This window comes from Stutzerimonas xanthomarina DSM 18231 (assembly GCF_900129835.1).
Taxonomy (GTDB): domain Bacteria; phylum Pseudomonadota; class Gammaproteobacteria; order Pseudomonadales; family Pseudomonadaceae; genus Stutzerimonas; species Stutzerimonas xanthomarina.
The window spans coordinates 671,933-697,770 of sequence record NZ_FQXA01000002.1 but is presented as its reverse complement, the minus strand read 5'-3'; the positions used below and the strand labels follow the sequence as shown (position 1 = coordinate 697,770).

Annotated in this window: 19 protein-coding genes; 9 read left to right on the top strand and 10 right to left on the bottom strand. The window is 60.3% G+C overall.

Annotation, left to right across the window (positions count from 1 at the left end; genetic code table 11):
- Nucleotides 1-29 precede the first annotated feature (29 nt).
- Nucleotides 30-641 (bottom strand): cytochrome-c oxidase, cbb3-type subunit II, encoded by a 612-nt coding sequence (gene ccoO / locus BUE09_RS07465; protein WP_073300105.1) that lies wholly within the window; start codon nucleotides 639-641, stop codon nucleotides 30-32.
- A gap of 11 nt (nucleotides 642-652) precedes the next feature.
- The gene (gene ccoN, locus BUE09_RS07460; protein WP_073300103.1) at nucleotides 653-2,077 is read right to left on the bottom strand and encodes a cytochrome-c oxidase, cbb3-type subunit I; all 1,425 of its coding nucleotides are present in this window, start codon (nucleotides 2,075-2,077) and stop codon (nucleotides 653-655) included.
- Nucleotides 2,078-2,159: 82 nt separating this feature from the next.
- Here ccoN and BUE09_RS07455 point away from each other — a divergent pair, with 82 nt between their 5' ends.
- Nucleotides 2,160-2,882, top strand: coding sequence for an alpha/beta fold hydrolase (locus tag BUE09_RS07455; protein WP_073300101.1), 723 nt, complete (start codon nucleotides 2,160-2,162; stop codon nucleotides 2,880-2,882).
- 42 nt (nucleotides 2,883-2,924) lie between these two features.
- Here BUE09_RS07455 and BUE09_RS07450 read toward each other — a convergent pair whose 3' ends face one another.
- The gene (locus BUE09_RS07450) at nucleotides 2,925-4,493 is read right to left on the bottom strand and encodes a methyl-accepting chemotaxis protein (protein WP_073300099.1); all 1,569 of its coding nucleotides are present in this window, start codon (nucleotides 4,491-4,493) and stop codon (nucleotides 2,925-2,927) included.
- A gap of 235 nt (nucleotides 4,494-4,728) precedes the next feature.
- Entirely contained in the window at nucleotides 4,729-7,404 is a 2,676-nt protein-coding gene (gene acnA / locus BUE09_RS07445; protein ID WP_073300097.1) for an aconitate hydratase AcnA, read from the bottom strand.
- A gap of 306 nt (nucleotides 7,405-7,710) precedes the next feature.
- Between acnA and rlmM the strand changes: the two genes are divergently transcribed.
- A complete protein-coding gene (gene rlmM / locus BUE09_RS07440; RefSeq protein ID WP_073300095.1) occupies nucleotides 7,711-8,760 on the top strand; it encodes a 23S rRNA (cytidine(2498)-2'-O)-methyltransferase RlmM in 1,050 nt (349 codons plus the stop codon).
- Nucleotides 8,761-8,816: 56 nt separating this feature from the next.
- Entirely contained in the window at nucleotides 8,817-9,068 is a 252-nt protein-coding gene (tusA, locus tag BUE09_RS07435; protein WP_073300093.1) for a sulfurtransferase TusA, read from the top strand.
- Nucleotides 9,069-9,093: 25 nt separating this feature from the next.
- Here the strand turns inward: tusA and BUE09_RS07430 are convergent, their stop codons facing one another.
- From BUE09_RS07430 to coxB, 3 genes are read right to left on the bottom strand one after another with little or no spacing between them, the layout of a single operon-like run.
- Nucleotides 9,094-9,453: a hypothetical protein gene (locus BUE09_RS07430; RefSeq protein WP_073300091.1), complete on the bottom strand. Its 360-nt coding sequence runs from the start codon at nucleotides 9,451-9,453 to the stop codon at nucleotides 9,094-9,096.
- Nucleotides 9,453-11,984, bottom strand: coding sequence for a cytochrome c oxidase subunit I (ctaD, locus tag BUE09_RS07425; RefSeq protein WP_073300089.1), 2,532 nt, complete (start codon nucleotides 11,982-11,984; stop codon nucleotides 9,453-9,455). The genes BUE09_RS07430 and ctaD overlap by 1 nt, the downstream gene beginning before the upstream one ends.
- The gene (gene coxB / locus BUE09_RS07420) at nucleotides 11,981-12,874 is read right to left on the bottom strand and encodes a cytochrome c oxidase subunit II (RefSeq protein ID WP_073300334.1); all 894 of its coding nucleotides are present in this window, start codon (nucleotides 12,872-12,874) and stop codon (nucleotides 11,981-11,983) included. Before coxB ends, ctaD begins: the two co-directional genes overlap by 4 nt.
- Nucleotides 12,875-13,018: 144 nt before the next feature.
- Between coxB and BUE09_RS07415 the strand changes: the two genes are divergently transcribed.
- Nucleotides 13,019-13,483 (top strand): DUF2231 domain-containing protein, encoded by a 465-nt coding sequence (locus tag BUE09_RS07415; protein WP_019339276.1) that lies wholly within the window; start codon nucleotides 13,019-13,021, stop codon nucleotides 13,481-13,483.
- A gap of 74 nt (nucleotides 13,484-13,557) precedes the next feature.
- Here BUE09_RS07415 and BUE09_RS07410 read toward each other — a convergent pair whose 3' ends face one another.
- Together BUE09_RS07410 and BUE09_RS07405 are read right to left on the bottom strand one after the other, a co-directional pair.
- Nucleotides 13,558-13,971: a CopD family protein gene (locus BUE09_RS07410; RefSeq protein WP_073300087.1), complete on the bottom strand. Its 414-nt coding sequence runs from the start codon at nucleotides 13,969-13,971 to the stop codon at nucleotides 13,558-13,560.
- A gap of 117 nt (nucleotides 13,972-14,088) precedes the next feature.
- Nucleotides 14,089-14,970 (bottom strand): ion transporter, encoded by an 882-nt coding sequence (locus BUE09_RS07405; RefSeq protein WP_073300085.1) that lies wholly within the window; start codon nucleotides 14,968-14,970, stop codon nucleotides 14,089-14,091.
- Between the two features lie 250 nt (nucleotides 14,971-15,220).
- Between BUE09_RS07405 and moaA the strand changes: the two genes are divergently transcribed.
- The 4 genes from moaA to ligA all read left to right on the top strand — a co-directional run bounded on the left by moaA (nucleotide 15,221) and on the right by ligA (nucleotide 23,702).
- Complete coding sequence (gene moaA, locus BUE09_RS07400) at nucleotides 15,221-16,216, top strand: GTP 3',8-cyclase MoaA (RefSeq protein WP_073300332.1); 996 nt, start codon at nucleotides 15,221-15,223, stop codon at nucleotides 16,214-16,216.
- A gap of 297 nt (nucleotides 16,217-16,513) precedes the next feature.
- On the top strand, nucleotides 16,514-20,002 hold the full coding sequence (gene smc / locus BUE09_RS07395) for a chromosome segregation protein SMC (protein ID WP_073300083.1): 3,489 nt from the start codon (nucleotides 16,514-16,516) through the stop codon (nucleotides 20,000-20,002).
- 180 nt (nucleotides 20,003-20,182) lie between these two features.
- Nucleotides 20,183-21,004: a cell division protein ZipA gene (gene zipA, locus BUE09_RS07390; RefSeq protein ID WP_073300081.1), complete on the top strand. Its 822-nt coding sequence runs from the start codon at nucleotides 20,183-20,185 to the stop codon at nucleotides 21,002-21,004.
- A 331-nt stretch (nucleotides 21,005-21,335) separates the two neighbouring features.
- Nucleotides 21,336-23,702, top strand: coding sequence for an NAD-dependent DNA ligase LigA (ligA, locus tag BUE09_RS07385; RefSeq protein ID WP_073300079.1), 2,367 nt, complete (start codon nucleotides 21,336-21,338; stop codon nucleotides 23,700-23,702).
- A 151-nt stretch (nucleotides 23,703-23,853) separates the two neighbouring features.
- On the opposite strand, the gene queD is transcribed toward ligA, so the two are convergent.
- Nucleotides 23,854-24,210 (bottom strand): 6-carboxytetrahydropterin synthase QueD, encoded by a 357-nt coding sequence (queD, locus tag BUE09_RS07380; RefSeq protein WP_073300077.1) that lies wholly within the window; start codon nucleotides 24,208-24,210, stop codon nucleotides 23,854-23,856.
- Nucleotides 24,211-24,391: 181 nt separating this feature from the next.
- On the opposite strand from queD, the gene BUE09_RS07375 reads away from it, so the two are divergent.
- On the top strand, nucleotides 24,392-25,708 hold the full coding sequence (locus BUE09_RS07375; RefSeq protein WP_073300075.1) for a Na+/H+ antiporter family protein: 1,317 nt from the start codon (nucleotides 24,392-24,394) through the stop codon (nucleotides 25,706-25,708).
- Nucleotides 25,709-25,838: the final 130 nt, after the last annotated feature.

The following is a 25,838-nucleotide window of genomic DNA, read 5'->3' as shown; positions in this document are numbered from 1 at the left end:
GCGCGTCGTTCTCGATAGCGTGCTGTCGATCAGCGCTTGCTCTGAAGCGCCGTGCCGAGCACCTGCAGATAGGCCACCAGAGCGTCCATCTCGGTCTTGCCTTTGACTGCGTCTTGCGCCGCGGCGATGTCCTCGTCGCTGTAGGGCACGCCGACGGTGCGCAGCGCTTTCATCTTCGTGGCGGTGTCCTGGCCCTTAAGCGTGTCCTCGACCAGCCATGGGTAGGACGGCATCTTCGACTCAGGCACAACGTTGCGCGGGTTGTAGAGGTGCGCACGGTGCCAGTCGTCCGAGTAACGGCCGCCAACGCGCGCCAGGTCCGGACCGGTACGCTTGGAGCCCCACAGGAACGGATGGTCGTACACGCTTTCACCCGCTACTGAGTAGTGTCCATAGCGCTCGGTTTCGGCACGGAACGGACGGATCATCTGCGAGTGGCAGCCGACGCAGCCTTCACGAATGTAGATGTCACGGCCTTCTAGCTGCAGCGCGGTGTAAGGCTTCATGCCTTCAACCGGCTCGTTGACCACGTCCTGAAAGAACAGCGGAACGATTTGGGTCAGACCGCCGATGCTCACTGCGAGAATCATGAACAGAGTCAGCAGGCCGACGTTCTTTTCGAGTATTTCGTGCTTCTTCATCAGTCAGCTCCTCAGGCGATCTGCGCGGCGGCTGCGTATTCGGCCGGCTTGGAGGCCTGCACGGTGCGCCAGGTGTTGTAGGCCATCAGCAACATGCCGGCGAAGAAGATCGCACCACCGATCATGCGAACCACAAAGCCCGGATGGCTGGCTTCAAGCGCTTCGACGAAGGAGTAGGTGAGGGTGCCGTCTTCGTTGATCGCACGCCACATGAGGCCCTGAGCGATACCGTTGACCCACATCGAGGCGATGTAGAGCACGGTGCCAATAGTGGCGAGCCAGAAGTGCGCGTTGATCAGGCCGATGCTGTGCATCTGCGCGCGGCCGAAGACTTTCGGGATCAGGTGATAGAGCGCGCCGATGGAGACCATGGCTACCCAGCCGAGAGCACCCGCATGGACGTGTCCGATGGTCCAATCGGTGTAGTGCGAGAGCGCGTTGACGGTCTTGATCGCCATCATCGGACCTTCAAAGGTCGACATGCCGTAGAACGCGAGCGAAACCACCAGGAAGCGCAGGATCGGATCGCTGCGCAACTTATGCCACGCCCCGGACAGTGTCATCATGCCGTTGATCATGCCGCCCCAGCTTGGAGCCAACAGAATCAGCGACATCACCATGCCCAGGCTCTGCGCCCAATCCGGCAGCGCGGTGTAGTGCAGGTGGTGCGGGCCGGCCCAGATGTAGACGGTGATCAGCGCCCAGAAATGAACGATCGACAGGCGATAGGAATACACCGGACGCTCGGCCTGTTTCGGCACGAAGTAGTACATGATCCCGAGGAAGCCGGCGGTGAGGAAGAAGCCCACGGCGTTGTGGCCATACCACCACTGCACCATGGCGTCGGTCGCACCGGCGTACAACGAGTACGACTTCGTCGCCGTGACCGGAATTTCCAGGTTGTTGACGATATGCAGGATCGCTACGGTCAGAATGAAGCCGCCGAAGAACCAGTTACCGACGTAGATGTGCTTGACCTTGCGCGTGGCCAGCGTGCCGAAGAAAACGACCGCATAAGCCACCCAGACGATGGTGATCAGGATATCGATCGGCCATTCCAGCTCGGCATATTCCTTTGAGCTGGTGAAGCCCAGCGGCAGGGAGGTCGCCGCCAGCAGGATGACCAGCTGCCAGCCCCAGAACGTGAACGCGGCCAGCTTCGGCGCGAACAGGGTGGTTTGGCAGGTGCGCTGGACCGAGTAGTAGGAGGTCGCAAACAATGCGCAGCCGCCGAAAGCGAAGACCACTGCGTTGGTGTGCAATGGGCGCAGACGACCGAAGCTGGTCCACGGGAGGTCAAAGTTAAGGAAAGGCCAGGCCAATTGGGCTGCGATGAAAACGCCGAGCCCCATCCCGACGATTCCCCACACCACCGTCATGATGGCAAATTGGCGGACCACCTTGTAGTCATAGGCGGTACTGGTTGCTGTGTTCATGTATGGGCTTCCATCCACGGTAATGAGCGTGTTTTTTTGTCGCGGTAAGAGAGATGGCTTTCAACAGAAAGCGGAGGGAAGAATGAGCACTGGGCAAATGGCCGGTATTGACGCCGGTCAATACTCGCTGAGCGACGAAATTCCACTCACTCGGCGAGATCAGCCACAGGGAGCGGTTTGCGCAAGCCTCATCCTGGCGCATGGAGCAGGTGCACCGATGGACAGTTGGTTCATGCAGCAAATGACTGAACGGCTGGTCGCACGGGGCGTGGCGGTTTTTCGTTTCGAGTTTGCCTATATGGCCAGCAGGCGCATCGACGAGCGCAAACGGCCGCCCAATCCTCAGGCGCAGCTGCTACAGCAATGGCGTGCGGTTTATCGAGCAGTGCGACAGCAAACCGCAGGGCAATTGGCGATCGGCGGCAAGTCGATGGGCGGCCGGATGGCGAGCTTGCTGGCTGACGAGCTCGCAGCTGATGCGCTGGTATGCCTGGGCTATCCGTTTCATGCCATGGGCAAGCCGGAAAAGCCGCGGGTGGCGCACCTGGCTGAGCTGCGAACGCCGACCTTGGTCATTCAGGGCGAACGCGATGCGCTGGGTAACCGCGCTACAGTCGCTGGCTACGCATTGTCGCCAGCGATTCGCCTTGATTGGCTGGCCGCGGCGGACCACGATCTCAAACCGCTGAAGCGGTCCGGCCTGACACACGAACAGCATCTGGACAGTGCCGCTGATGCCATCGCGGCATTCCTCGGTTGTCCTTGCTTCGGTGGCAGCCTAACGCCCACCACAGCAAGCCTGTAGGCATGCGATGTCCGATGGCGCAGTGGCGGGTGCTCGTTGCAGTTATCGGTTGAAACGCTCCACCAGCGTGTATTGTGACTGCGCAGTGGCTGCCAGGTCTTCTGAGAGCAATGCCGAGCTCTGGGCGTCTCCGGAGGTCTGGTCGGCCAGCCGGGCGATGTTGCCGACGTTCTGGCTGATCTCGTCAGCGACAGCGCTTTGCTGTTCGGTAGCGGATGCGATCTGCGTCGTCATATCGATGATGCGACTCACCGCCTCGCTGATTCCCACCAGCGCCTTATCGGCATCGATTACCCGCTCGACACCCTGATTGGCCTGGCTACGTCCTTGTTCCGTCGTCGCAACGGCTTGGCGCGCCTGATGTTGCAGTTTTTCGATCAGCTGATGGATCTGCCCGGTCGACGCTGAGGTACGTTGGGCCAGCTGACGTACTTCATCCGCAACCACAGCAAAGCCACGGCCGCTTTCACCAGCCCGCGCCGCTTCGATGGCGGCATTCAGTGCAAGCAGGTTGGTCTGATCGGCGATGCTCTTGATGACATCGACCACGGAGCCGATTTCGTTGCTGTTCTGCGCCAGCGCAGATACGGCCTCACCGGTTTCAGTGACGGCTTCGGCTAGCAGTTCGATGGCTTTGCGGGTATCGGAGCCGATCTTCTGGCCCTGCGCCGTAAGCTGATTGGCTTGTTCGGTAGCTTCTGCCGTCAGGGCTACGTTGCTGGCAACCTCTTGCGTCGTCGCGGCCATCTGCGTAATCGCGGCGGCGACCTGCTCGGTTTCGTGATGCTGGCGAGACAGTCCATCGGAGCAACTATGCGCCAACTCGTCCGCTCGCTTGGCCTGCTGCTGCAGTTGCACAGCGCTGTCTTGCAGGCGGGTCAGGCAGGTCTTAAGGCGTGCATGCTCGCTGAGCATCGCCATTTCCAACTGCGCCTCGGCGCCCTGACTGTCGGTATACATCTTGGCGATTAGCGGATCACTGGTGGACTGCTCGGCCAGGCGCAGCAATCGGTGGATTCCGCGCATCTGCCAGTGGCGCCCGATCAGGCCCAGGGGTACTGATAGCAAAGCGGCAAGCACGAAGCCCCAGCCGTGGTCAAACCGCGAGCCGATCATGAAACCAATCTGACTGATGATGATAAAGGGCAGCCAATCGATTGCGATCGGCAACCATTTTTCGCGTTGGGGGACGCCACTTTTCCCGGCGTTGAGCCGAGCATAGAGCGCTTCGGCACGCCGGACTTGTTCACGGGTTGGCTTGGTGCGGACCGATTCATACCCGATGACCTTGCGCTGAATATCCAGCACCGGCGTGACGTAAGCGTTGACCCAATAATGGTCGCCGTTGTTGCGGCGGTTCTTGACGATGCCCATCCAGGGCTTGCCATCCTTGAGTGTGGCCCACATATGGCCGAACACCGCCGACGGGACGTCAGGATGGCGAATCAGGTTATGTGGCGCGCCGATCAACTCACTGCGTTCAAAGCCGCTGACCTCCGCAAAGATATCGTTGCAATAAGTAATCTTGCCGGTCAGGTCAGTGGTCGAAATCAACCTTTGCTGATCGGGAAACGCATATTCACGTTGAGTAACGGGCTGGTTGTTTCGCATTGAGTACGCCTGGCAATCGGGGTGGTCACAGCCACTTTGTTGTGTTCGGTCAGGCCGCAATTCCTGCGGCTCGGAGTGATGGCAGTTTGACGCCAAATTCGCGACCGTTGTTCTTGGCATCGTAACGGCTCATTTTCCAAAGACTTAAGCGTCAACAGATAAGTGGCAGCACAAAAAAGCCCGCTGCAGATGTGCTGCAGCGGGCCTCTTAGAAGCAGACGTCTGTTTCTTTTTATCAGCCCTCGATCAACTGGCGAAGCACGTAATGCAGGATGCCGCCGGCTTTGAAGTACTCAACCTCGTTGAGGGTGTCGATGCGGCAGAGCACCTGAAAGCTGTCGCACCCACCGCCGGCTCGTTCTACGTCGACTGTCAGCAGCTGGCGTGGCTTGATGTCGGCGCTCAGGCCGCGGATCGACAGCTTCTCGCTACCGGTCAGCCCCAGCGACTGCCGGTTCTGATCACCCACGAACTGCAGCGCCAGAACGCCCATGCCGATCAGGTTTGAGCGGTGGATACGCTCGAAGCTTTCGGCGATCACCGCCTTCACGCCCAGTAGGTTGGTACCCTTGGCGGCCCAATCACGGCTGGAGCCAGTGCCGTATTCCTTGCCTGCGATGACGACAAGTGGCACGCCCTCAGCCTGGTAGCGCATCGCCGCGTCATAAATTGACATCCGCTCGCCGCTTGGCTGATACAAGGTGTCGCCGCCTTCCTCGCCGCCGAGCATCTCGTTCTTGATGCGGATGTTGGCAAAGGTGCCGCGCATCATGACCTCGTGGTTACCCCGGCGTGAGCCGTAGGAATTGAAGTCCTCCGGTTTTACGCCCAGTTCCTGCAAGTACACGCCCGCGGGGGAGCTGGCCTTGATGTTCCCGGCCGGGGAGATGTGATCGGTGGTGATGGAGTCGCCAAACAGCGCGAGGATTCGAGCGTTCTCGACATCTTTCTGTGGCGTCAGGGGCTGCCCGATGTCCTCGAAGAATGGCGGATTCTGCACATAGCTGGAATTGTTGTTCCATTTGTAGGTGTCGCCGGCGGTAACCGCAATGGACTGCCAATGCTCATCGCCGCTGAATACATCGGCGTAGCGGGTGCGGAACATTTGTCCGTCGATCTTGCTGACCGCCTCGTTCACTTCTGCACTGGTCGGCCAGATGTCCCTGAGGTAAACGGGCTGGTTTTGCTCGTCATAGCCCAGCGGATCTTTTTCCATGTTGATTCGGGTGGTGCCGGCCAGCGCGAATGCCACCACCAGCGGCGGTGATGCCAGCCAGTTGGCCTTGACCAGCGGATGCACACGGCCTTCAAAGTTCCGGTTTCCGGACAGCACTGACGACACCACAAGATCGTTATCGGTAATCGCCTGGCCGATCGCCTCTGGCAGCGGTCCGGAGTTACCAATGCAGGTGGTGCAACCATAGCCGACGAGATTGAAGCCGAGCTGATCGAGGTAGGTATTCAGACCGGCGCGTTCCAGATAATCGGTGACGACCTTGGAACCCGGCGCTAAGGACGACTTCACCCAGGGCGCACGCTTGAGACCGCGCTCAAGCGCCTTTTTCGCTACAAGGCCCGCTGCCATCAGCACGTTCGGGTTGGAGGTGTTGGTGCAGGACGTGATCGCTGCGATCACCACCGCGCCGTGCTTGAGGTTGAAGTTTTCGCCGGCGACCGGGACCGAGCTTGCGGCTTGCTGGGTCTTGCCGCTGGTTTCAAGCAGTAGATCGAAGTTGGCGCCGATATCTTCGAGCGAAACCCTGTCCTGAGGGCGCTTGGGGCCGGCCAGTGAGGGTTTGACCTCGGCCAGGTCCAGCTCCAGCGTGGCGGTGAAGATCGGGTCCGGAGAATTAGTGTCGCGCCACATGCCTTGCGCCTTGCAATAGGCCTCGACCAGCGCGATGCGGTCTTCGTCACGACCGGTCAGTCGCAGGTAATCGATGGTGACCTGGTCGACCGGGAAGAAGCCGCAGGTCGCGCCATATTCCGGCGCCATGTTGCCGATTGTGGCGCGATCGGCGAGTGGTAGCTGATCCAGCCCCGGCCCGAAGAACTCGACGAACTTACCCACTACACCGTGCTTACGCAGAATCTGCGTTACGGTCAGCACCAGGTCGGTGGCCGTCACACCTTCGTTGAGCTTGCCGGTCAGGCGCATGCCGATCACTTCCGGAATCAGCATCGAGACCGGTTGGCCGAGCATTGCGGCCTCCGCTTCGATGCCGCCGACACCCCAGCCCAGCACGCCGAGGCCGTTGATCATCGTGGTATGCGAGTCGGTGCCCACCAGCGTGTCAGGGTAAGCAATGGTTTCGCCGTTCTCTTCCTTGGTCCAGACGACCTGTCCCAGATATTCCAGGTTGACCTGATGACAGATGCCGGTGCCCGGCGGCACCACGCGGAAGTTATCGAATGCTTGCTGCCCCCAGCGCAGGAACTCGTAGCGCTCGCCGTTGCGCTGCATTTCAATGTCAACGTTCTGCTCGAAGGCCTTGTCCGTGCCGAAACGGTCCACCATCACCGAGTGGTCGATCACCAGATCCACCGGTGACAACGGGTTGATCCGCTGTGGGTCGGCGCCGGCACGGGAGACTGCGTCACGCATGGCTGTCAGATCGACAACCGCAGGTACGCCAGTGAAGTCCTGCATCAATACCCGCGCGGGGCGATACTGGATCTCGCGTTCGGAGGTATGGGTCTTGAGCCAAACGGCCAACGAGTTGAAGTCATCGGCGCGAACAGTTGTGCCATCTTCCCAGCGCAACAGGTTTTCCAGCAGTACCTTCAGCGAGGTGGGCAGGCGGCTGATGTCGCCCAGCTGTTTTGCAGCTTCCGGGAGGCTGTAGTAGTGGTAGGTCTTGCCGTTCACGTCGAGACTGCGACGGCAATTCAGGCTGTCCAGGGATGGCATTCGTCTCTCCTTTTTGCCCGCACGGCCGGGCTGATTGAGTCGGGAGTATCCTTTAGAACCTAGCCTCTGGCGTAATAGTTCGCCACAAACTGGCCGCCAAGAGACATGGCGAAAGTGCGGAGGCTCGCCGCGGACAGCTTGTCCGCAGCCGCTCAGATGCGCTGGGTGTCGCGGTAGATCAACTCCCGCGACTGTTCACTGGACCGAACCTGCAAGCCCGTGGTTCCCCACTCGGCTATCATGTTCGGCTTTTGTCGTAGGGGGCGCTTGCGCCGATGCGCTTTGCGCCGCTTATAGGGTTCGTAGATGAATACATTGCTGCTGCATTGCCGCCCCGGTTTTGAAAACGAAGTGTGCGCCGAGATCAGCGACCAGGCCGCTCGTCTCGATGTGGCCGGCTACGCCAAGGCGAAAACCGACAGTGCCTGTGCCGAGTTCATCTGCAACGACGCAGTAGGGCCGGAGCGCTTGATGAGCGGCGCCCGTTTCGCGCGGCTTATATTTCCACGGCAGTGGGCGCGTGGCGAATGGCTGACACTTCCGGAAACTGATCGGATCGGTGTACTGCTCGATCACCTGAAATCCATGCCGGTATTCAGCAGCCTATGGCTGGAAGTGCTGGATACCAACGATGGCAAAGAGCTTTCAAACTTCTGCCGCAAGTTCGAGGCGCCTCTTCGCAAGGCGTTGGAAAAGGCTGGAAAACTGAAGGAGGGCGGGCAGGGGCCCCGTCTGTTGCTTACCTTCAAGAGTGGTCGCGAGGTGTTCGCCGGAATTGCTGAGGCAAAGAACAGCGCGATGTGGCCTATGGGCATTCCCCGGCTGAAATTCCCTCGGCAAGCGCCGAGTCGCTCGACCTTGAAGCTCGAAGAGGCGTGGCACCACTTCATCCCACGCGAACAGTGGGACGAGCGCCTGGCTCCAGGCATGACGGCCGTCGACCTCGGCGCGTCGCCTGGCGGCTGGACGTGGCAGCTGGTCAATCGTGAAATTGAAGTGATGGCGGTCGACAACGGACCGATGAATGAGGAGCTGCTCGACTCCGGTCTGGTCGGTCATTATCGTGCCGACGGTTTTGCCTTCCGCCCCAAGCGCCCGGTGAACTGGATGGTCTGCGACATCGTCGAGAAACCCGCCAAGAATGCTGCGCTGCTCGAAACATGGATCGGCGAAGGTTTGTGCCGCGAAGCGGTGGTCAACCTGAAACTGCCAATGAAGCAACGCTATGCCGAGGTGAAACGACTGCTGGAACGCATCGCCGACGGGCTTGCCGAACGAGGAGTGAAGGCGAGCATCGGCTGCAAGCAGCTTTACCACGACCGCGAGGAAGTGACTTGCCATCTGCGTCGGTTGTGAACCCTCGCCGCCTGCTTTTTGCGCGACAATGTCGTCCTGTTTTTGTGGAGCCCCTGATGTTTCGAACTACCGAACTGCCTGCCAATGCGCTGCTCGATGCCAGCGGCCTCAACTGCCCTGAACCGGTGATGATGCTGCACAACAAGGTGCGCGACCTGCCCGCTGGCGAAGTCCTGAAAGTCATCGCGACCGACCCATCGACTCAGCGCGACATTCCCAAGTTCTGCGTTTTTTTGGGCCACGAGCTGGTCGATCAGCAGGCCGAAGAAGGCACCTATTTGTACTGGATACGCAAGAAGCTCGACTGAACGCTGCGCAAACTAGGTGCTTCGTTCAGATGCACGGAGGCAAAAACACCAGTTGCATGCCGACGAATACCGTCGACAAGGCGGCGATGAAGTGAATCCCGGACGACACCTTGAGCACGAAAACCTGCCGATCATTGAGATCGTTGGGTTCGTGTGCCAGCTTCCAGGTCCGGCGCCCTAGCCAAAGCAGCAAAACTATCACCAGCACCGTGAACAGGCCGAAGCTTGCATTCAGCCAGTTGAATACCCCCTGGCTGGGGTCCGGTGGTGCGATGCCGCAGACCACCGCGTGCGATCCGTACATGGCCGCAAACCAGAGGCTCCAGATGGTCAGCCCAAACGGAATCTGAATGGGATGAAAGACGGACGTGCGGTTGTACTTCATCAGGCACCTCCCCACGCATTCGGGAACAGGACAATCGCGGCGTACGCGCTCCATATCACGCCGAGGTTGTAGTACCAGAGCTGCTCGACGACCACCACCTCATAGGGCGCCTTGTCGCCGACGTAGCCATACTTCACGCGTAAGGTCTGCAACAGGGTGAGGATCGTCGCCAGCCCGCAATGAATCAGGCTATAGGCAAGAATCACGAAGACCACCGCATCGTGCGCTGTCTCGGTCACTTTCAGGTTTGCCGTCATCAGCAGCCACAACAACAGTGCCCACTGTACGGCACCGATCGCCGTGATGGCGCCGAGGTTGAGCATCAACTGTCCGCCGCTTCCCCGACGCAACCGGCCAGGCACGAGTCGCATCCACATCGTCCCGATCGTCAGCAGCACGGCACTTGTGAGCATCAGCCAGCCGTTCAGGTCGGAATGCTCCGGCACCATCCATTCGGGTGAGACTGTCCACAGGTAGAACCAGCCGAACAGCAGAGATAAGTAAAGTGTGCCGTTGGCCAGCAGGGTGACACCCATCCCCCAGAGTCCGGGACCGTCGAACGTCCGCGAGTGCAGAGGGGGTTCTCCGGGTTGCGTCTGTGCATCCGGCGCGGCCGCGGGGTGCGCACCGTTTTCCCAAGACCAGCGAAAAAGCGTGATCAAAGTGGCAACGGTCGCAATCAACGCGACCCAGTAGAACTTGTTCAGCAGGCTCAGGCAGAGCACCGCCAGAAACACCGAAGCCACGAACGGCCACCAGCTGTTGCCAGGCAGATGAATGATTTCACGGACCTTGCCGCTCAGTGGGTCCGAGCCCCAGGTTTCACGCCGGCCATGGTCGATGGCCTTCAGCGAGTGCTCGGCGCGGGCAATGCTGTTGGGCAGGTCCGGGTCCGTCCACAGCGGATGACGGTCGGTGACGTCCGGCAAGCTGACAAAGTTGTACGGGCTCGGCGGCAGGCTCGTGGCCCATTCCAGCGTGTCGGCATTCCAGGGGTTGGTTTTTGCCGGTTGGCCGAAGCGGAAGTGCAGCACGATATCCAGCAAAATGGTGCCGATGCCGATGGCCATGATGAAGCTGCCAATTGAGGAGATCAGGTTGGGCAGGTCCCAACCCAGACCGGTGTCGTAGGTGTAGACCCGTCGCGGCATGCCGATCAGGCCGGTCCAGTGCATGATCAGGAACGTCGTGTTGAAACCGATGAACACCAGCCAGAAGCCCCAGCGACCCAGGCGCACCGAGGGCATACGGCCGGAAAAGTGCGGCAGCCAGTAGTAAAGTCCGGCCATCAGCGGAAAGAACATCCCGCCGACCAGTACGTAATGCATGTGCGCGACGATGAAGTGGGTGTCATGCACCTGCCAGTCGAAGGGCACTAGCGCCACCATCACCCCGGTCAGGCCGCCACAGACGAATACGATCAGGAAGCCCACCAGCCAGAGCATCGGCACGTGATAGACCGGTTTACCCAGCCATAACGTCGCGATCCAGGCAAAGATCTGCACGCCAGTGGGTATTGCCACGAGCATGCTCGCCGCGGAGAAGAACCCCAGCGCCAATGCCGGAATGCCGACGGTGAACATGTGGTGTACCCACAGCCCGAAACTGAGGAATCCGGTGGTCAGTACGCCGAGCACCACCCAGCGATACCCCACTAGCGGCCGCTGGCAAAACACCGGTAACAAGGTCGAGACGATACCTGCCCCGGGCAGGAAGATGATGTACACCTCCGGATGGCCGAACAGCCAGAACAGGTGCTGCCAGAGCACCGGATCGCCGCCCTTGGCTGGATCGAAAAAGGGCATGCTGGCAGCGCGCTCCAGCTCCAGCAGAATGCTGCCCAGGATCAGCGGCGGGAAGCCGAACACGATCATCAGCGCCATGACCAGGATGTACCAGGCGTACAGCGGCATCTTGTGCAGCGCCATGCCACTGGTACGTGTGCGCAGGATCGAGACCACCAGTTCGACGCCGGCACTGACCGCGGAGATCTCCACGAAGGTGATGCCAAGGAGCCAAAAGTCCGAGTTCACGCCCGGCATATGCGCCGAACTCGATAGCGGCGTGTACATAAACCAGCCGGCCTTGGGCGCAACGCCGAGGAACACGCTGGACAACAGGATGATGCCGCCGAACAGGTAGCAGAAATAGCCAAGTGACGAGAGGCGCGGAAAGATCAAATCTCGCGCGCCGATCATCTTCGGGATCAGGTAGACCGCCAGGCCTTCCATCATCGGCACGGCGAACAGGAACATCATCACCGAGCCGTGCATGGTGAAGACCTGGTTGTAGACTTCCGGCTCCATCAGAACATAACCGGGCAGAGCCAGCTGGGTGCGGATGAGCATCGCCATCAGCCCGCCGATCAAAAAGAACACGGCCCCTGTGACCAGAAAGCGCAGGCCAATGGTGGTGTGGTTGACAATGGTCAGCGCGCGCCAGCCGCGCGGATTGCCCCAGACATCGTTGAACTGGTCGTGCAGCTGATCCGGGTCCGTGCTGGGCTTGCTGCTGTGGTCGAGTTGAGTCATGGAGCGAGCGTCTCCAGCCAGTCGGCAATCTGATCAAGTGTTTGCGGCGGAACGTCGTCGTGCGCGGGCATCCCGTTGCCGAATTTGAGCGTCTTGTGTTCGCCTAGCCACCGCCGTAGCCCGTCATGGTCGTTGTCGATCACGCCGGCGCCGAGGCTTGGCCGTGTCGCAAGGTCCGTGAGGTCAGGCGCCCGATTGCCATTACTGATACCGGCGACACGGTGGCACTGACCGCAGCGTTCATCGAACACCCGGCCAGCGTCGCCCGGCGCCCGTTGCTCGATGCTGAAGCTCTCCCGGGCGGCGATCCACTCATCGAAACCGGCTTCGTCCAACGCTTCGACATGCAGTTTCATATGGGCATGCTGCAAGCCGCAGAACTCCGAGCACTGACCGTGAAAGATGCCGGTATGGCCTGCTTGCAAGCGGATGACGTTGGTGCGTCCAGGGATCATGTCCATTTTTCCGCCGAGTCTCGGAATCCAGAACGAATGGATAACATCGGCGCTGGTAACGTTTACGTCTATCAGCCGTCCCGCCGGTATGATCAGCTGGTTCGCCGTGGTGACACCGCTATCGGGGTAGTGCACCTCCCACCACCATTGGTGACCGGTGACCTCAATCTTCAACGGCGGCTGACCCTGGACTGGCAAGGGCATCATGCTGCGCCCGGTGGGGATGCCGAAGATCAGCAGAACAACGATGCTCACGCTCGGTAGCACGATGCCGCCGCCAATGACCCAGCGGCGGTTGATCTTGAGAGCCTTTTCCTCGCTGGTTTCCCGCGGCTTGCGTGCCAGCGCGTAGATCCATATCGCGCTGACAGCCACCAGCACCAGCGTGGCGAACGCAAACATCCCCCACCAGACGTGAGATATCTGGCGCGCCATGGGACTGGCTGGGTTGAGCGAGGACAGCGGACCGCCGCAGCCACTCAATAAAGGAACTGCCAGCGCCAGCGTGGTCCATTTCAAAAGGTCGCCGGCTCGTCTTGCGGGGCGGCTAACTCCAGAAAAAAGCTGCCGGAGCGCCAAATGGCCCGATACAGAGATTCCATCCACAGTCGCGCTGCGATAGCCGGCCACCCGTTGCACCCGATGCTTATCCACTTTCCAGTCGCCGCGCTGACTGGCTTGCTGCCGGTCGATCTTGCGCACCTCTGGACGCTGGATGACTTCTGGTGGCGTGCCGGCTTGTGGTTGTCCGGTGTGGGCGCGCTGGGAGGCTGGGTCGCCAGCATCTTCGGACTGATCGACCTGGTGACCGTGCGCGAGATCAGGCAGAAGATTACGGCCTGGTGCCATGCGATCCTCGCCGTGATGATGCTGTCGCTGGCTTCGCTGAACTGGCTGCTGCGCTACCAGAATGACGCCCAGAGCATGCAGCTGTGGGCGCTCTACCTCTCGGCGATCACTGCCGTGCTGATTTCCCTCGCGGCTTATCTCGGCGGCCGGCTGGTCTACGAGCATGCTGTCGGGGTCGATCTGGACAAGGTCTGATCCAGAAGAAGACGGGGCTTGGGATCGTTCGGTCATGGGCATCTTCGAGGTGATCGAGCGGTTCGGGCCATGGGCTAGAAAGGCTTTGCCAGCACAAGCCAAAGCGTCGCGGTGATGAGCGTTGCGGCGACTGCACCAAGCAAACGACAACGAATGTTTACGCTCTGCTCAGGCGCGCGCTCTACATGCAGCACCAGCACGCCGCACAGGGCGTGGCAAAAAACCATGCCGGCCACCGTACTGAGCTTGACGATCAACCAGCCGGCAACGAGGCCCTGACTCAGAAAAAGCGCCGTACCCGAGCCGATGGCGACCAGCGCGGCTGGCGTGCCGATCAGGTTGAACACCATGCGCGTCAGATGCGCATGGTCACGGTAGAAGAGCGGGTCACTGCGCCGAGTGCCTGCCGCGATCAGCGCCGGTAGGTAGAGCAGGGTGCCGCACCAGCAGAGCAGCCCGGCAAAGTGCACCAGTTTGAGCAAGGGCATGCATGTCTCCGTCCAGCCAGCGGCAAGTCAGAGGTTGTGACAGCCTCATATCAGGGGGGTTCGGAGCGGATGCGCAGCGCCCGGGAGTGGGGCGACTTTCAGCCCGTACTGCGCAGCTCAGTCGGTTTGTGGATCGTGCGCGATCTGAGCGTCTTCGTCGTGCAGCGCCTTGCGCTTGAATAGCTGAGTCCCGCAGCGGCTACAGAACGACGCGTTGGGTTCATGGCTGAGTTTTTCGCAGCTCGGACAGCGGTGCTGCAAGCTGTCGGCGCGCATCGCAGTCGCCAACTCCGCTGTGAAAATGCCGGTGGGCACGGCGATGATCGAGTAACCGGTGATCATCACCAGGGTCGCTACCGCCTTGCCCAGCGGTGTATGCGGAACGATGTCGCCGAAGCCGACCGTGGTGATGGTCACTACCGCCCAGTAGATGCTCATCGGGATGCTGGTGAACCCGTTAGACGGACCTTCGATCACGTACATCAGCGTGCCGTAGATCAGTACCAGCGTCGTGACGCTGAGCAGGAACACAACGATCTTCTGCTTGCTACCGCGCAGAGCGACCAGCAGGAAGTTGGCCTGGCTTAGGTACTGCGTCAGCTTGAGCACGCGAAATACACGCAACATGCGGATTGCACGGACCACCAACAAGTATTCAGCGTCTGGATAGAGCAAGGCTATGAACGCCGGGACCACCGATAGCACATCGATAGCTCCGTAGAAGCTGACGACATATTTACGTGGTTCGGGGTGGCAATAGATGCGCACCAGATACTCGATCAGAAAGACGCCGGTGAACAACCACTCAAGCCCATCCAGCACGCCGCCGTACTGGTCGTTGTAAATTGCGACGCTATCGAGCATCACCACCACTAGGCTGGCGAAGATGAAAAACAAGAGGGTGGTGTCGAAAAGCTTTCCAGCCGGGGTGTTTGTGAAAAAGATGATGACGTAGATTCGCTCGCGCCAGCTCATCGTTCGGAGGGCGTCGTTGTCCATCTGCGGTGGCTCCCGGCAAAACACGAAGGCGAAGTATCTCCGAGTTCAGCCGGTAGTCCAAAAAAAAACCTTGCAGCCACCCGTGGGCGCGCCGTATCAGTGCGAAGCGAATCGGAGCGCCTAGGGCCTGATGCGGATCGCATGGATCATTCGCGCCGGTCTTCGGTCAACCACTCAGGCCGGGAGCCTTTGCCACACTTGGCGTGGAGGAATAGTCTTAGACATGCGCATCAAGCCGTTGGAGAGCGACATGCCAGATTCGAAGTTGGTCGACCCATTCGGCCGACGCATCACCTACCTGAGGTTGTCGGTCACTGATCGATGCGATTTCCGCTGCACCTACTGCATGAGCGAAGACATGGTTTTCGCTCCGCGTGCACAGATCCTCACCTTGGAAGAACTCTATGCCGTGGCTGATGCCTTTATCAGCCTGGGCGTAAAGCGTATCCGTGTGACCGGTGGCGAGCCGCTGGTGCGCAAGGGCTTGCCGAGCTTGCTGAGTCGACTGGGCGCGCGTGAAGAATTGGACGATCTGGCGATCACGACCAACGGCTCACAGCTGCCAACACTGGCGCCGGTACTTCGCGAGGCTGGGGTCAAGCGCCTGAATATCAGTCTCGATTCGCTCAAGCGTGAGCGTTTCGCCGAACTTACGCGCCGCGACATGCTCGACCAGGTCGTTGCCGGTATCGATGCTGCGCGCAGTGCCGGGTTTGATCGAATCAAGCTCAACAGCGTGATCCAGAAAGGCCGTAACGACGATGAAGTCCTGGATCTGGTGAATTTCGCCGTCGAGCGCGGGCTGGATATCAGCTTTATCGAGGAAATGCCGCTCGGCAACGTCTCCAGCCATGAGCGTGAGATTACATTTTGCTCCAGTGACGAGGTCCGCGAGCGTATCGAAGTCGGCCATCAACTGATACGCAGCAGCCACACCACCGGTGGTCCGTCGCGCTATTGGCAAGTCGCCGGAAGCGACACTCAGGTGGGTTTCATTTCACCCCACAGCAATAATTTCTGCGGCAGTTGCAACCGGGTGCGCGTCACCGCCGAAGGCAAGCTGGTGCTCTGCCTCGGGCACGAAGGCGCACTGGATCTTAAGACGCTGATGCGTCGCTACCCCGGCGACCGTGAGCGGCTGCGCCAGGCATTGGTCGATGCGCTGCAGCTCAAGCCTGAGAAACACGAATTCCGCACCGATGAGCAGGTGCAGGTGGTGCGGTTCATGAGCATGACGGGCGGTTGAGGCAGCCGGCTTAGCGCAGATCGACAAGTAGGGTGGGCTTCAGCCCACCTGACAGGGCCAGCATGGGCCCGAGGACGCTCTGCTTCAGTCCACGTGGTACATCGTTGTCGGTGGGCTGAAGCCCACCCTACGTCCAGCCTGCAGGGTCCAGATAGCTGTACTGCTGCGCAGGATGCGGTAAAAGCGGCGTGATAGACTCCGCGGCTTTATGCCAGCACCCACCCGACTCCAGGACTTCCGATGTTCATGGCGACTCTGCTTGTTCGTCCCTACGCTGACTGCCACGGATAGGCCTCCATGCGTCTGAAAAGCATCAAGCTCGCCGGTTTCAAATCCTTCGTCGACCCCACCACGGTGAGCTTTCCCAGCAACATGGCGGCTGTGGTCGGTCCGAACGGTTGCGGTAAGTCCAACATCATCGACGCGGTGCGCTGGGTGATGGGCGAGAGTTCGGCCAAGAACTTGCGGGGCGAGTTGATGACGGATGTCATCTTCAACGGCTCCAACACCCGAAAACCGGTGACCCAGGCCAGCATCGAGCTGATTTTCGATAACTCGGACGGCACTCTGCTGGGCGAATACGCGGCGTTTGCCGAGATTTCGATCCGCCGTCGGGTGACCCGCGATGCACAGAACACCTACTTTCTCAATGGTGTGAAATGTCGTCGGCGTGACATCACCGACATTTTCCTGGGCACCGGCCTGGGGCCGCGCAGCTATTCGATCATCGAGCAAGGCATGATCTCCAAGCTGATCGAGGCCAAGCCGGAAGACCTGCGCAACTTCATCGAAGAGGCAGCCGGCATCTCCAAGTACAAGGAGCGCCGCCGGGAAACGGAAAATCGTATCCGCCGCACCCATGAAAACCTGGCCCGTCTGACCGACCTGCGCGAGGAACTCGAGCGTCAGCTGGAGCGCCTGCATCGTCAGGCGCAGTCGGCGGAAAAATATCAGGAGTACAAAGCCGAGGAGCGGCAGCTGAAGGCCCAACTGTCGGCGTTGCGCTGGCAGGCGTTGAATGAGCAGGTCGGTCAACGTGAACAGGTGATCGGCGACCAAGAGGTCAGCTTCGAAGCATTGATGGCTGAGCAACGCAATGCCGACGCCAGCATCGAGCGTCTACGCGACGGTCACCACGAGCTGTCGGAGCGCTTCAATCTCGTGCAGGGCCGCTTCTATTCCGTCGGCGGCGATATCGCTCGCGTCGAGCAAAGCATTCAGCACGGCCAACAGCGTTTGCGTCAGCTGCAGGACGATCTGCGCGAAGCCGAGCGAGCCCGACTTGAGACCGAATCTCATCTGGCTCACGACCGCACCGCGCTCGCCAGCCTTGGCGAAGAGCTGGCCGTGCTCGAACCGGAGCAGGAGATCGCAGGCGCCGCAGCCGAGGAAACTGCCGCCCAGCTCGAAGAAGCCGAAACGACGATGCAGCAGTGGCAAGAGCAGTGGGAACGGTTCAACCAGCAGAGCGCGGAGCCGCGCCGGACGGCGGAGGTCGAGCAGTCGCGTATCCAGCAGCTTGAACAGAGCCTGGAGAGGCTGGCCGAGCGTCGGCGACGTCTCGAGGATGAGCTCAGCTTGCTCGCCGGCGATCCGGAAGATGCCGTGGTTGCTGAAATGAGCGAACAGTTGGCTGTCGGCGAGATGAATCTCGAGGAGGTGTCTGCGGCACAGGAACTGACCGACCAACAGCTCGAGGGGCTCCGTGAGCAGCTGCAGCAGGCGAGTCGCGCTGAGCAGGAGGCGCTGGGCCAGTTGCAGCGTATGGATGGCCGTATTGCTTCGTTGGATGCCCTGCAGCAAGCCGCCATGGATCCAGGGAAAGGTGTTTCTGACTGGCTGCATGAGCGAGGGCTCGACCAGCGGCCGCGCCTGGCCGAAGGGTTGCGCGTGGAGGCGGGCTGGGAACTGGCCGTCGAAACCGTGCTGGGCGCGGATCTGCAGGCGGTGCTACTGGACGATTTCGACGGCCTGGACATGAGCGGCTTCGAGCAGGGCGACCTCCGACTGGTCAGTGCGGCACAGGGACACGGCGTGATCGGCGGAAGCCTGCTGGACAAGGTCGATTCGGCGACAGATCTGTCGCCCTGGCTGGGTCGGGTGCGTCCAGTGGACGACCTCGAACAGGCATTGGCGGCACGTGGCTCGCTCGGTGATGGCGACAGCCTGATCAGCCGTGACGGTTACTGGGTTGGCCGACATTTTCTGCGGGTCAGAAGGGCCGGTGGGGCCGAGTCCGGATTGCTCGCACGCAGCCAGGAATTGGCGCGCTTGCAGGCCGAACGCGATGAATGCGAGGCGGGTCTTGAGCAGTTGGCGGAGCAACTCGGCCAACTGCGCGACGCACAACGCGAACAAGAGGAACGTCGTGAACAGCAGCGCCGTCAGCACCAGGAGCTGTCTCGTCAGCAGAGCGAACTGAATGCTCGCCTGTCTGCCAGCCACGCCAAGCTGGAACAGTTGAGCTTGCGCCGCCGCCGGTTGGACGAAGAACTCGGCGAACTCTCCGAGCAGCGCGCATTGGAAACCGAGCAACTGGGCGAGTCGCGTCTGCAGTTGCAGGATGCGCTGGACGCGATGGCCGTCGATACCGAGCAGCGCGAGTCGCTGCTGGCGAGCCGAGACGGCATCCGCGAGCAGCTGGACCGGGTTCGCCAGGACGCGCGCCAGCACAAGGATCATGCGCATCAGCTGGCTGTCCGTATCGGCTCGCTGACGGCTCAGCATGATTCGATTCGTCACGCACTTGAGCGCCTCGAGCAGCAGTTCGAGCGCGCAGTAGAGCGACGTGAACAGCTGAGCCTGAATCTGGAAGAGGGCGAGGCGCCGCTCGAAGAACTGCGCATGAAGCTCGAAGAACTGCTGGAACGGCGCATGGGCGTCGAAGATGAGCTCAAGCTGGCACGCTTGGCACTCGAAGATTCTGACCGCGAATTGCGCGATGCCGAGAAACGCCGGACTCAGGCCGAGCAGCAAGCACAATTGCTGCGTGGCCAGCTGGAGCAGCAGCGGATGGACTGGCAGGCCCTCAGCGTCAGGCGCAAGACGCTACAGGATCAGTTGCACGAGGATGGCTTCGATCTGCACGGCGTACTGGCCACGTTGCCTGCCGGGGCTGGTGAGGCCGCGTGGGAGGTCGAACTCGAGCGTCTGGCAGCGCGCATCCAGCGTCTTGGCCCGATCAACCTGGCTGCGATCGACGAATATCAGCAGCAATCGGAGCGCAAACGCTACCTCGATGCGCAGAACGACGACCTTGCCGAAGCACTCGATACGCTGGAGAACGTCATCCGCAAGATCGACAAGGAAACGCGCAATCGCTTCAAGGAAACCTTCGACCAGATAAATAGTGGTTTGCAGGCGCTTTTTCCAAAGGTTTTCGGTGGCGGCAACGCTTATCTGGAACTTACCGGGGAAGATTTACTCGATACCGGGGTGGCGATCATGGCGCGTCCACCGGGGAAGAAGAACAGCACGATTCACCTGCTGTCAGGCGGTGAGAAGGCACTGACCGCGCTGGCGTTGGTCTTTGCGATCTTTCAACTCAACCCGGCGCCGTTCTGCATGCTGGATGAAGTGGATGCACCTTTGGATGACGCCAACGTCGGGCGCTATGCGCGTCTGGTCAAGGAGATGTCGGAGAAGGTGCAGTTCATTTACATCACGCACAACAAGATCGCGATGGAAATGGCCGACCAACTGATGGGCGTGACCATGCACGAGCCGGGATGTTCAAGGCTGGTTGCGGTAGATGTGGAGGCGGCGGTGGCGCTCGTAGAGGCTTGAGTGACGCTGTTTCAAACGCAGTGGAAGCTGTTGAACGACTAATAAAAGAGCCGCGTCGGGCGGTGCAAAGCTGCCGTTCGTCGTGCTAGTTTAGAGCGCAATTTTTACGATGCGCAGATGAGCCTGTTCAGCGGCTTTGAATCTGCGTCTTTATCATCGATTTCAGGGGTTTAAGCATTAATGGATATCGGTCTGCGCGAGTGGCTGATCGTCATCGGCATCATTGTCATCGCCGGGATTCTTTTCGATGGCTGGCGGCGGATGCGCGGTAGCAAGGGCAAGTTGAAATTCAAGCTGGACCGCAACATCGCGACTAATCTTCCCGAAGAAGACGAGTCGAACGAGTTGCTGGGCCCGCCGCGTGTCGTGAGTCGAAACAACGAGCCTTCGCTGGACGAATCCGATCTCCCTTCGATGAGCGCACGCGAAACCGGTAAGCGTCGCACCGCCGAACCGCGCCAGGGTGACCTGCACTTCTCGAGCGACGATGCGCCCGTTCCCACGCTGCTTGATCCGGTAATGGATGAAGATGCGGAATCAACCGGTGACTTTAATCAGGATCTGCCTCCCGTCGAGGAAGTACTGGTCATCAACGTTATTTCCCGTGACCCCCATGGTTTCCGTGGCCCCGCACTGCTGCAGAATATTCTGGAAAGTGGTTTGCGCTTCGGCGAGATGGACATCTTCCACCGCCACGAAAGCATGGCGGGCAATGGCGAAGTTCTGTTTTCCATGGCCAATGCGGTCAAGCCTGGGACGTTCGATCTGGACGATATCGACCATTTCACCACGCCCGCAGTGAGCTTCTTTCTGGGGTTGCCCGGCCCGCGCCACCCAAAACAGGCGTTCGATGTCATGGTTGCCGCCGCTCGGAAGTTGTCGCAGGAGCTGAACGGCGAACTCAAGGATGATCAGCGCAGTGTGCTTACGGCTCAGACCATCGAGCATTACCGCCAGCGCATCGTCGATTATGAACGTCGGCAGATGACAACCAAGCGTTGATCCAGAAAACCGCTCCCAGGAGCGGTTTTTTTAGGGCAGTGAACCGTCTGGCCTCATCGAGCCCCGTAGGGTGGGCTTCAGCCCACCGAAGCCTTTTCGCTTAGCTCTGATGGTGGCCGAAGCCATCCCGGTCAACGATGACTCTGATTTCGCCTCCAACTCTTCGAAGACACACTGATCTGCAGACGGCGGTCAAGCCTCCGATACTCTCCCGCCCGACGCTCCATGCCGTGACGCAAACAGGCTAAAATCCTGCGCAGAACATCCACATAAGGTCGACCGGCGCGCTCCTTCTGCGCTCGGTCGAGCCTGCAGCTATGGCCCCAATACCATGACGTCCGCCCAGACCGCCGCAGAACGCATCGCCGAGCTGCGCAGCGAAATCGACGCCCACAATTATCGTTATTACGTGCTCGACGAGCCCAGCGTTCCTGATGCTGAGTACGATCGCCTGTTCAATGAACTCAAGGCGCTGGAGGCCGAGCATCCGGAGCTGGTTAGTCCGGACTCACCGACCCAGCGCGTCGGCGGCGCGGCGTTGGCAGCCTTCGGTCAAGTCCGCCATGAAGTGCCGATGCTGAGCCTGGGCAACGCCTTCGAAGAGCAGGACCTGATCGACTTCGACCGTCGCGCCCGCGAAGGCCTTGATTTACCGTCAGGCGACCTCTTCGGTGACGGTGCCGAGTTGGAATACAGCTGCGAGCCGAAGCTCGACGGCCTGGCGGTAAGCCTGCTCTATGAAAACGGCAAGCTGGTGCGGGGTGCGACGCGCGGTGATGGCAGTACCGGAGAAGACATCAGCGCAAACGTCCGCACCGTGCGCAATATTCCGCTCAAGCTCCACGGCGACGGCTGGCCCAGTGTCTTGGAAGTGCGCGGCGAGATCTACATGCCGAAGGCGGGCTTCGAAACCTTGAATGCACGTCAGCTGGAAGCGGGCAACAAACCGTTCGCCAACCCGAGAAACGCCGCTGCAGGCAGCCTTCGGCAGCTGGATTCGAAGATCACTGCCAGCCGTCCGTTGGAGCTCTGTGCCTATGGCGTCGGACGTAGCGATGGCGATTTACCTGATACCCATGTTGGTATCCTCGAGGCGCTCAGGGGCTGGGGCTTGCCGATCAGCCGCGAGCTCAAACTGGCCAAAGGCGTCAAAGAGTGCCGCGATTACTTTCATGCCATCGGTGAGAAGCGCGACGCGCTGCCTTATGAAATTGACGGCGTGGTGTTCAAGGTCAACTCGACGGCTCAGCAACGCGAGCTAGGCTTTCGTGCTCGCGAACCGCGTTGGGCAATTGCGCACAAATTTCCGGCACGCGAGGAAGTGACCGAACTGCTCGACGTGGAATTCCAGGTTGGCCGCACCGGCGCTATCACGCCGGTTGCGCGCCTGCAGCCCGCACAGGTTGCTGGCGTGACGGTGTCCAATGCCACGCTGCACAACATGGATGAAGTCGCCCGGCTGGGCGTGATGATCGGCGATACGGTGATCGTGCGCCGCGCCGGCGACGTCATTCCGCAGATCCTCGGGGTCATTCCAGAGCGCCGACCCGAGAATGCCCGTGCCGTTCATGTGCCGGCGCACTGCCCGGTCTGCGGCTCGGCAGTCGAGCGTACCCAGCTGATCAAGCGCAGCAAGGGCCGGGAGTCGGTGACTGAAGGTTCGATTTATCGTTGCGTTGGTCGTCTGGCCTGTCAGGCGCAGCTCAAGCAGGCGATCATCCATTTCGTTTCGCGCCGGGCCATGGATATCGACGGCCTGGGCGACAAGATTGTTGAGCAGCTGGTTGATGCCGGGCTGGTCAAGTCGCCAGCAGACATCTATTGCCTGAGCTTTGAACAGGTTCTGGCACTTGAAGGTTTCGCCGAGGTATCGAGCCGCAACCTGCTAAAGGCCATTGACGCCAGTCGTACACCGTCCCTGGCCCGCTTCGTCTTTGCCCTGGGCATTCCTGATGTCGGCGAAGGCACGGCGAAGCTGCTGGCGCGTGCCCTGGGTTCGCTGGACCGCATCAGTCGGGCACTGCCCGATGTGTTGGTTTACCTGCCGGATATCGGCCTGGAAGTCGCCCACGAGATTCATAGCTTCTTTGACGATGAACACAACCAGTCGGTCATTGCGCAGTTGCGCGCGCGTGGGGTTCAGCTGCAGGAGGAGGGCGATGTGCATCCCGACTTCGCTGCCTGCGCCACACTGGGAGAGCTGCTCGACAGGCTGAATATCCCGTTTATCGCGGCCACCGGCGCCCAACGGCTTGCAAGTCGTTTCGGTAGTCTTGGAGACATTATCGACGCCGACTGGCTGGATCTGCGTCAGGTTGAACGGCTCAACGAAAAAGCGGCCCGCGCACTGCGCGACTATTTCGACGACCCGGCAAATGCTGCGCGCGCTCGTGCCATCGAAGCCCAGCTGAAGGAGTTCGGCATGCATTGGGAAAGCGAAAGAAAAGCCGCGGAAGGCTTGCCGCTGGCCGGTCAGACCTGGGTGCTGACGGGGACGCTGGAAAGCATGAGCCGCGACGACGCAAAGGCAAGACTGGAAGCTTTGGGTGCGAAGGTTTCAGGCTCGGTTTCGGCGAAAACCAGTGTGGTGGTAGCCGGGCCGGGTGCCGGCTCCAAGCTGACTAAGGCCAACGAACTGGGCCTGGAAGTTGATGACGAAGCGTCTTTTCTGAAGCGCCTTGCCAGCCTCGAAAGCTAAGCAAAGATCGCTTCGCACCTGGGTCTTGCACGGCAGGCCCCACGGTGTGCCCATAACGGCGAAGGTCGCCCTGGCTTGCCAACGGGGCGCCTTCGTTGGCTGATCCACGCGCCCGCTGGTGTGCAAACAGCGCTGATCAGCGCCTGCACCATCACTGCCCGCGGTACTCACAGCCACTGGTGCAGGTTTCATGGACGCGTACCCGCGACAGCTCCGGCAATAGGGGCTTTAGCTCATTCCAGATCCATATGGCGAGGTTTTCGCTGGTTGGATTGTCGAGGCCGGGCAGATCGTTCAAATAGTTATGGTCGAGGCGTTCGTAGACAGGCTTGAAGATCTGCTTGATCTCGCTGAAATCCCGAATCCAGCCTGTATGGGCGTTAACCTCGCCCTCAAGATAAATCGCGACTCGGAACGAGTGCCCGTGTAGACGGCCGCACTTGTGCCCTTCGGGTACGTGCGGCAAACGGTGCGCGGACTCGAAAGTAAACTCTTTGAATATTTCCACGGGTCGATCCGGTAAGGCGAAAAGGCCCGCATTCTACCGATTTGTAATCAACTGTCGCCGTTGGACTGCCACCTGCCAGACGCGGTCTCGCCACTGCTTGCGCGGCTCTTTTGACACTCTCTCGGGCTTGGGGCAAAGTGCCCCGCGTTTTATCGGCTAGGGCCGCTTTCGGGGAGTTGAAATGAATGCAGTGGTAGCGGCAGTCGGCATCATGCTGATTCTTAGCCTGTGCAGGGTTCATGTGGTGGTGGCATTGATTGCCGGCGCTCTTGCTGGCGGCGTTTTGGGTGGGTTGGGGCTGGACGGGAGCCTCGCTGCGTTCAACAAGGGACTGGGTGGCGGCGCGACGGTAGCGCTTTCCTACGCCTTGCTGGGTGCTTTCGCTGTTGCGATAGGCAAGAGCGGGTTGGCCCATGCGCTGGCTGATCGTGCATTGGCCATGGTGGGGCGGCACGAATCGGACTCCGCCGGGACCGTGAAGTGGTTGATGATCGGGCTACTGCTGGCGGTCGCTGTGTCGTCGCAGAACATCCTGCCGATCCATATAGCCTTCATTCCGTTGCTGGTGCCGCCGTTGCTCTATGTGCTGAGCAAGCTGCGGATCGACAGGCGCTTGATCGCCTGCGTACTTGCCTTCGGTCTGGTGACACCCTACATGTTCCTGCCAGTGGGCTTCGGTAGCATCTTCCTGCATGAGATCCTGCTGGCAAACGTGGCCAAAAGCGGCGCCGATATCGCTGGGATCAATGTAAGCCAAGCCATGCTGATTCCAGCCATCGGCATGCTGACGGGACTGCTGATCGCCATGTTCAGCTATCGCAGGCCGCGCACTTATGACCTGACCAAAGTCGACGAGTCGAAGGCGATCAGTGTCAGCTACAGCCCATTGACCTTGCTGGTTGCAGCACTGGCGATCGCGGCTGCATTCGTCGTCCAGTTGTGGCTGGACTCGATGATCATCGGCGCGCTGGTCGGTTTCGTGATTTTCTCCGTATCCGGCGTGGTGCGTTGGAAAGAGGCTGACGATCTGTTCACCGAGGGTATGAAGATGATGGCCATGATCGGCTTCATCATGATTGCCGCCGCGGGGTTCGCCGAGGTGATGCGAGAAACCGGCGAGGTGAAAACGCTGGTTGATGCCTCCGCAGACTGGATCGGTAACAGCAAAGCCATTGGTGCGCTGCTGATGCTGCTGGTGGGTTTGCTGGTTACCATCGGCATAGGCTCCTCGTTCTCGACAGTGCCGATCATCGCCGCGATCTTTGTCCCGCTTGGCCTGGAGCTCGGTTTCAGTCCGCTGGCAATTGTCAGTCTGGTGGGCACGGCCGGAGCGCTGGGTGATGCGGGCTCGCCTGCCTCAGACTCGACGCTCGGTCCGACCGCTGGGTTGAACGCCGACGGCCAGCACAACCATATCTGGGACACCGTCGTGCCGACCTTCCTGCATTACAACCTGCCACTCCTGGCATTCGGCTGGATTGCCGCGATGACGCTGTAACCACCGTTGGCCCGGTTCGCGCGCACGAAACGCGTCGCCACCACGGCGGCGCTTCCGCACTTTCGTTGGGGGGATGGCCAGTCAGCACTCCTGACGACAATCGCTGACTAACAGATACAACCGCAGCGAT

Bases quoted from the DNA above. Each gene is read 5' to 3' on its own strand.
- ccoO (WP_073300105.1), bottom strand. From the start codon at position 641: ATGAAGAAGCACGAAATACTCGAAAAGAACGTCGGCCTGCTGACTCTG.
- ccoN (WP_073300103.1), bottom strand. From the start codon at position 2,077: ATGAACACAGCAACCAGTACCGCCTATGACTACAAGGTGGTCCGCCAA.
- BUE09_RS07455 (WP_073300101.1), top strand. From the start codon at position 2,160: ATGAGCACTGGGCAAATGGCCGGTATTGACGCCGGTCAATACTCGCTG.
- BUE09_RS07450 (WP_073300099.1), bottom strand. From the start codon at position 4,493: ATGCGAAACAACCAGCCCGTTACTCAACGTGAATATGCGTTTCCCGAT.
- acnA (WP_073300097.1), bottom strand. From the start codon at position 7,404: ATGCCATCCCTGGACAGCCTGAATTGCCGTCGCAGTCTCGACGTGAAC.
- rlmM (WP_073300095.1), top strand. From the start codon at position 7,711: ATGAATACATTGCTGCTGCATTGCCGCCCCGGTTTTGAAAACGAAGTG.
- tusA (WP_073300093.1), top strand. From the start codon at position 8,817: ATGTTTCGAACTACCGAACTGCCTGCCAATGCGCTGCTCGATGCCAGC.
- BUE09_RS07430 (WP_073300091.1), bottom strand. From the start codon at position 9,453: ATGAAGTACAACCGCACGTCCGTCTTTCATCCCATTCAGATTCCGTTT.
- ctaD (WP_073300089.1), bottom strand. From the start codon at position 11,984: ATGACTCAACTCGACCACAGCAGCAAGCCCAGCACGGACCCGGATCAG.
- coxB (WP_073300334.1), bottom strand. From the start codon at position 12,874: ATGGCGCGCCAGATATCTCACGTCTGGTGGGGGATGTTTGCGTTCGCC.
- BUE09_RS07415 (WP_019339276.1), top strand. From the start codon at position 13,019: ATGGCCCGATACAGAGATTCCATCCACAGTCGCGCTGCGATAGCCGGC.
- BUE09_RS07410 (WP_073300087.1), bottom strand. From the start codon at position 13,971: ATGCCCTTGCTCAAACTGGTGCACTTTGCCGGGCTGCTCTGCTGGTGC.
- BUE09_RS07405 (WP_073300085.1), bottom strand. From the start codon at position 14,970: ATGGACAACGACGCCCTCCGAACGATGAGCTGGCGCGAGCGAATCTAC.
- moaA (WP_073300332.1), top strand. From the start codon at position 15,221: ATGCCAGATTCGAAGTTGGTCGACCCATTCGGCCGACGCATCACCTAC.
- smc (WP_073300083.1), top strand. From the start codon at position 16,514: ATGCGTCTGAAAAGCATCAAGCTCGCCGGTTTCAAATCCTTCGTCGAC.
- zipA (WP_073300081.1), top strand. From the start codon at position 20,183: ATGGATATCGGTCTGCGCGAGTGGCTGATCGTCATCGGCATCATTGTC.
- ligA (WP_073300079.1), top strand. From the start codon at position 21,336: ATGACGTCCGCCCAGACCGCCGCAGAACGCATCGCCGAGCTGCGCAGC.
- BUE09_RS07375 (WP_073300075.1), top strand. From the start codon at position 24,392: ATGAATGCAGTGGTAGCGGCAGTCGGCATCATGCTGATTCTTAGCCTG.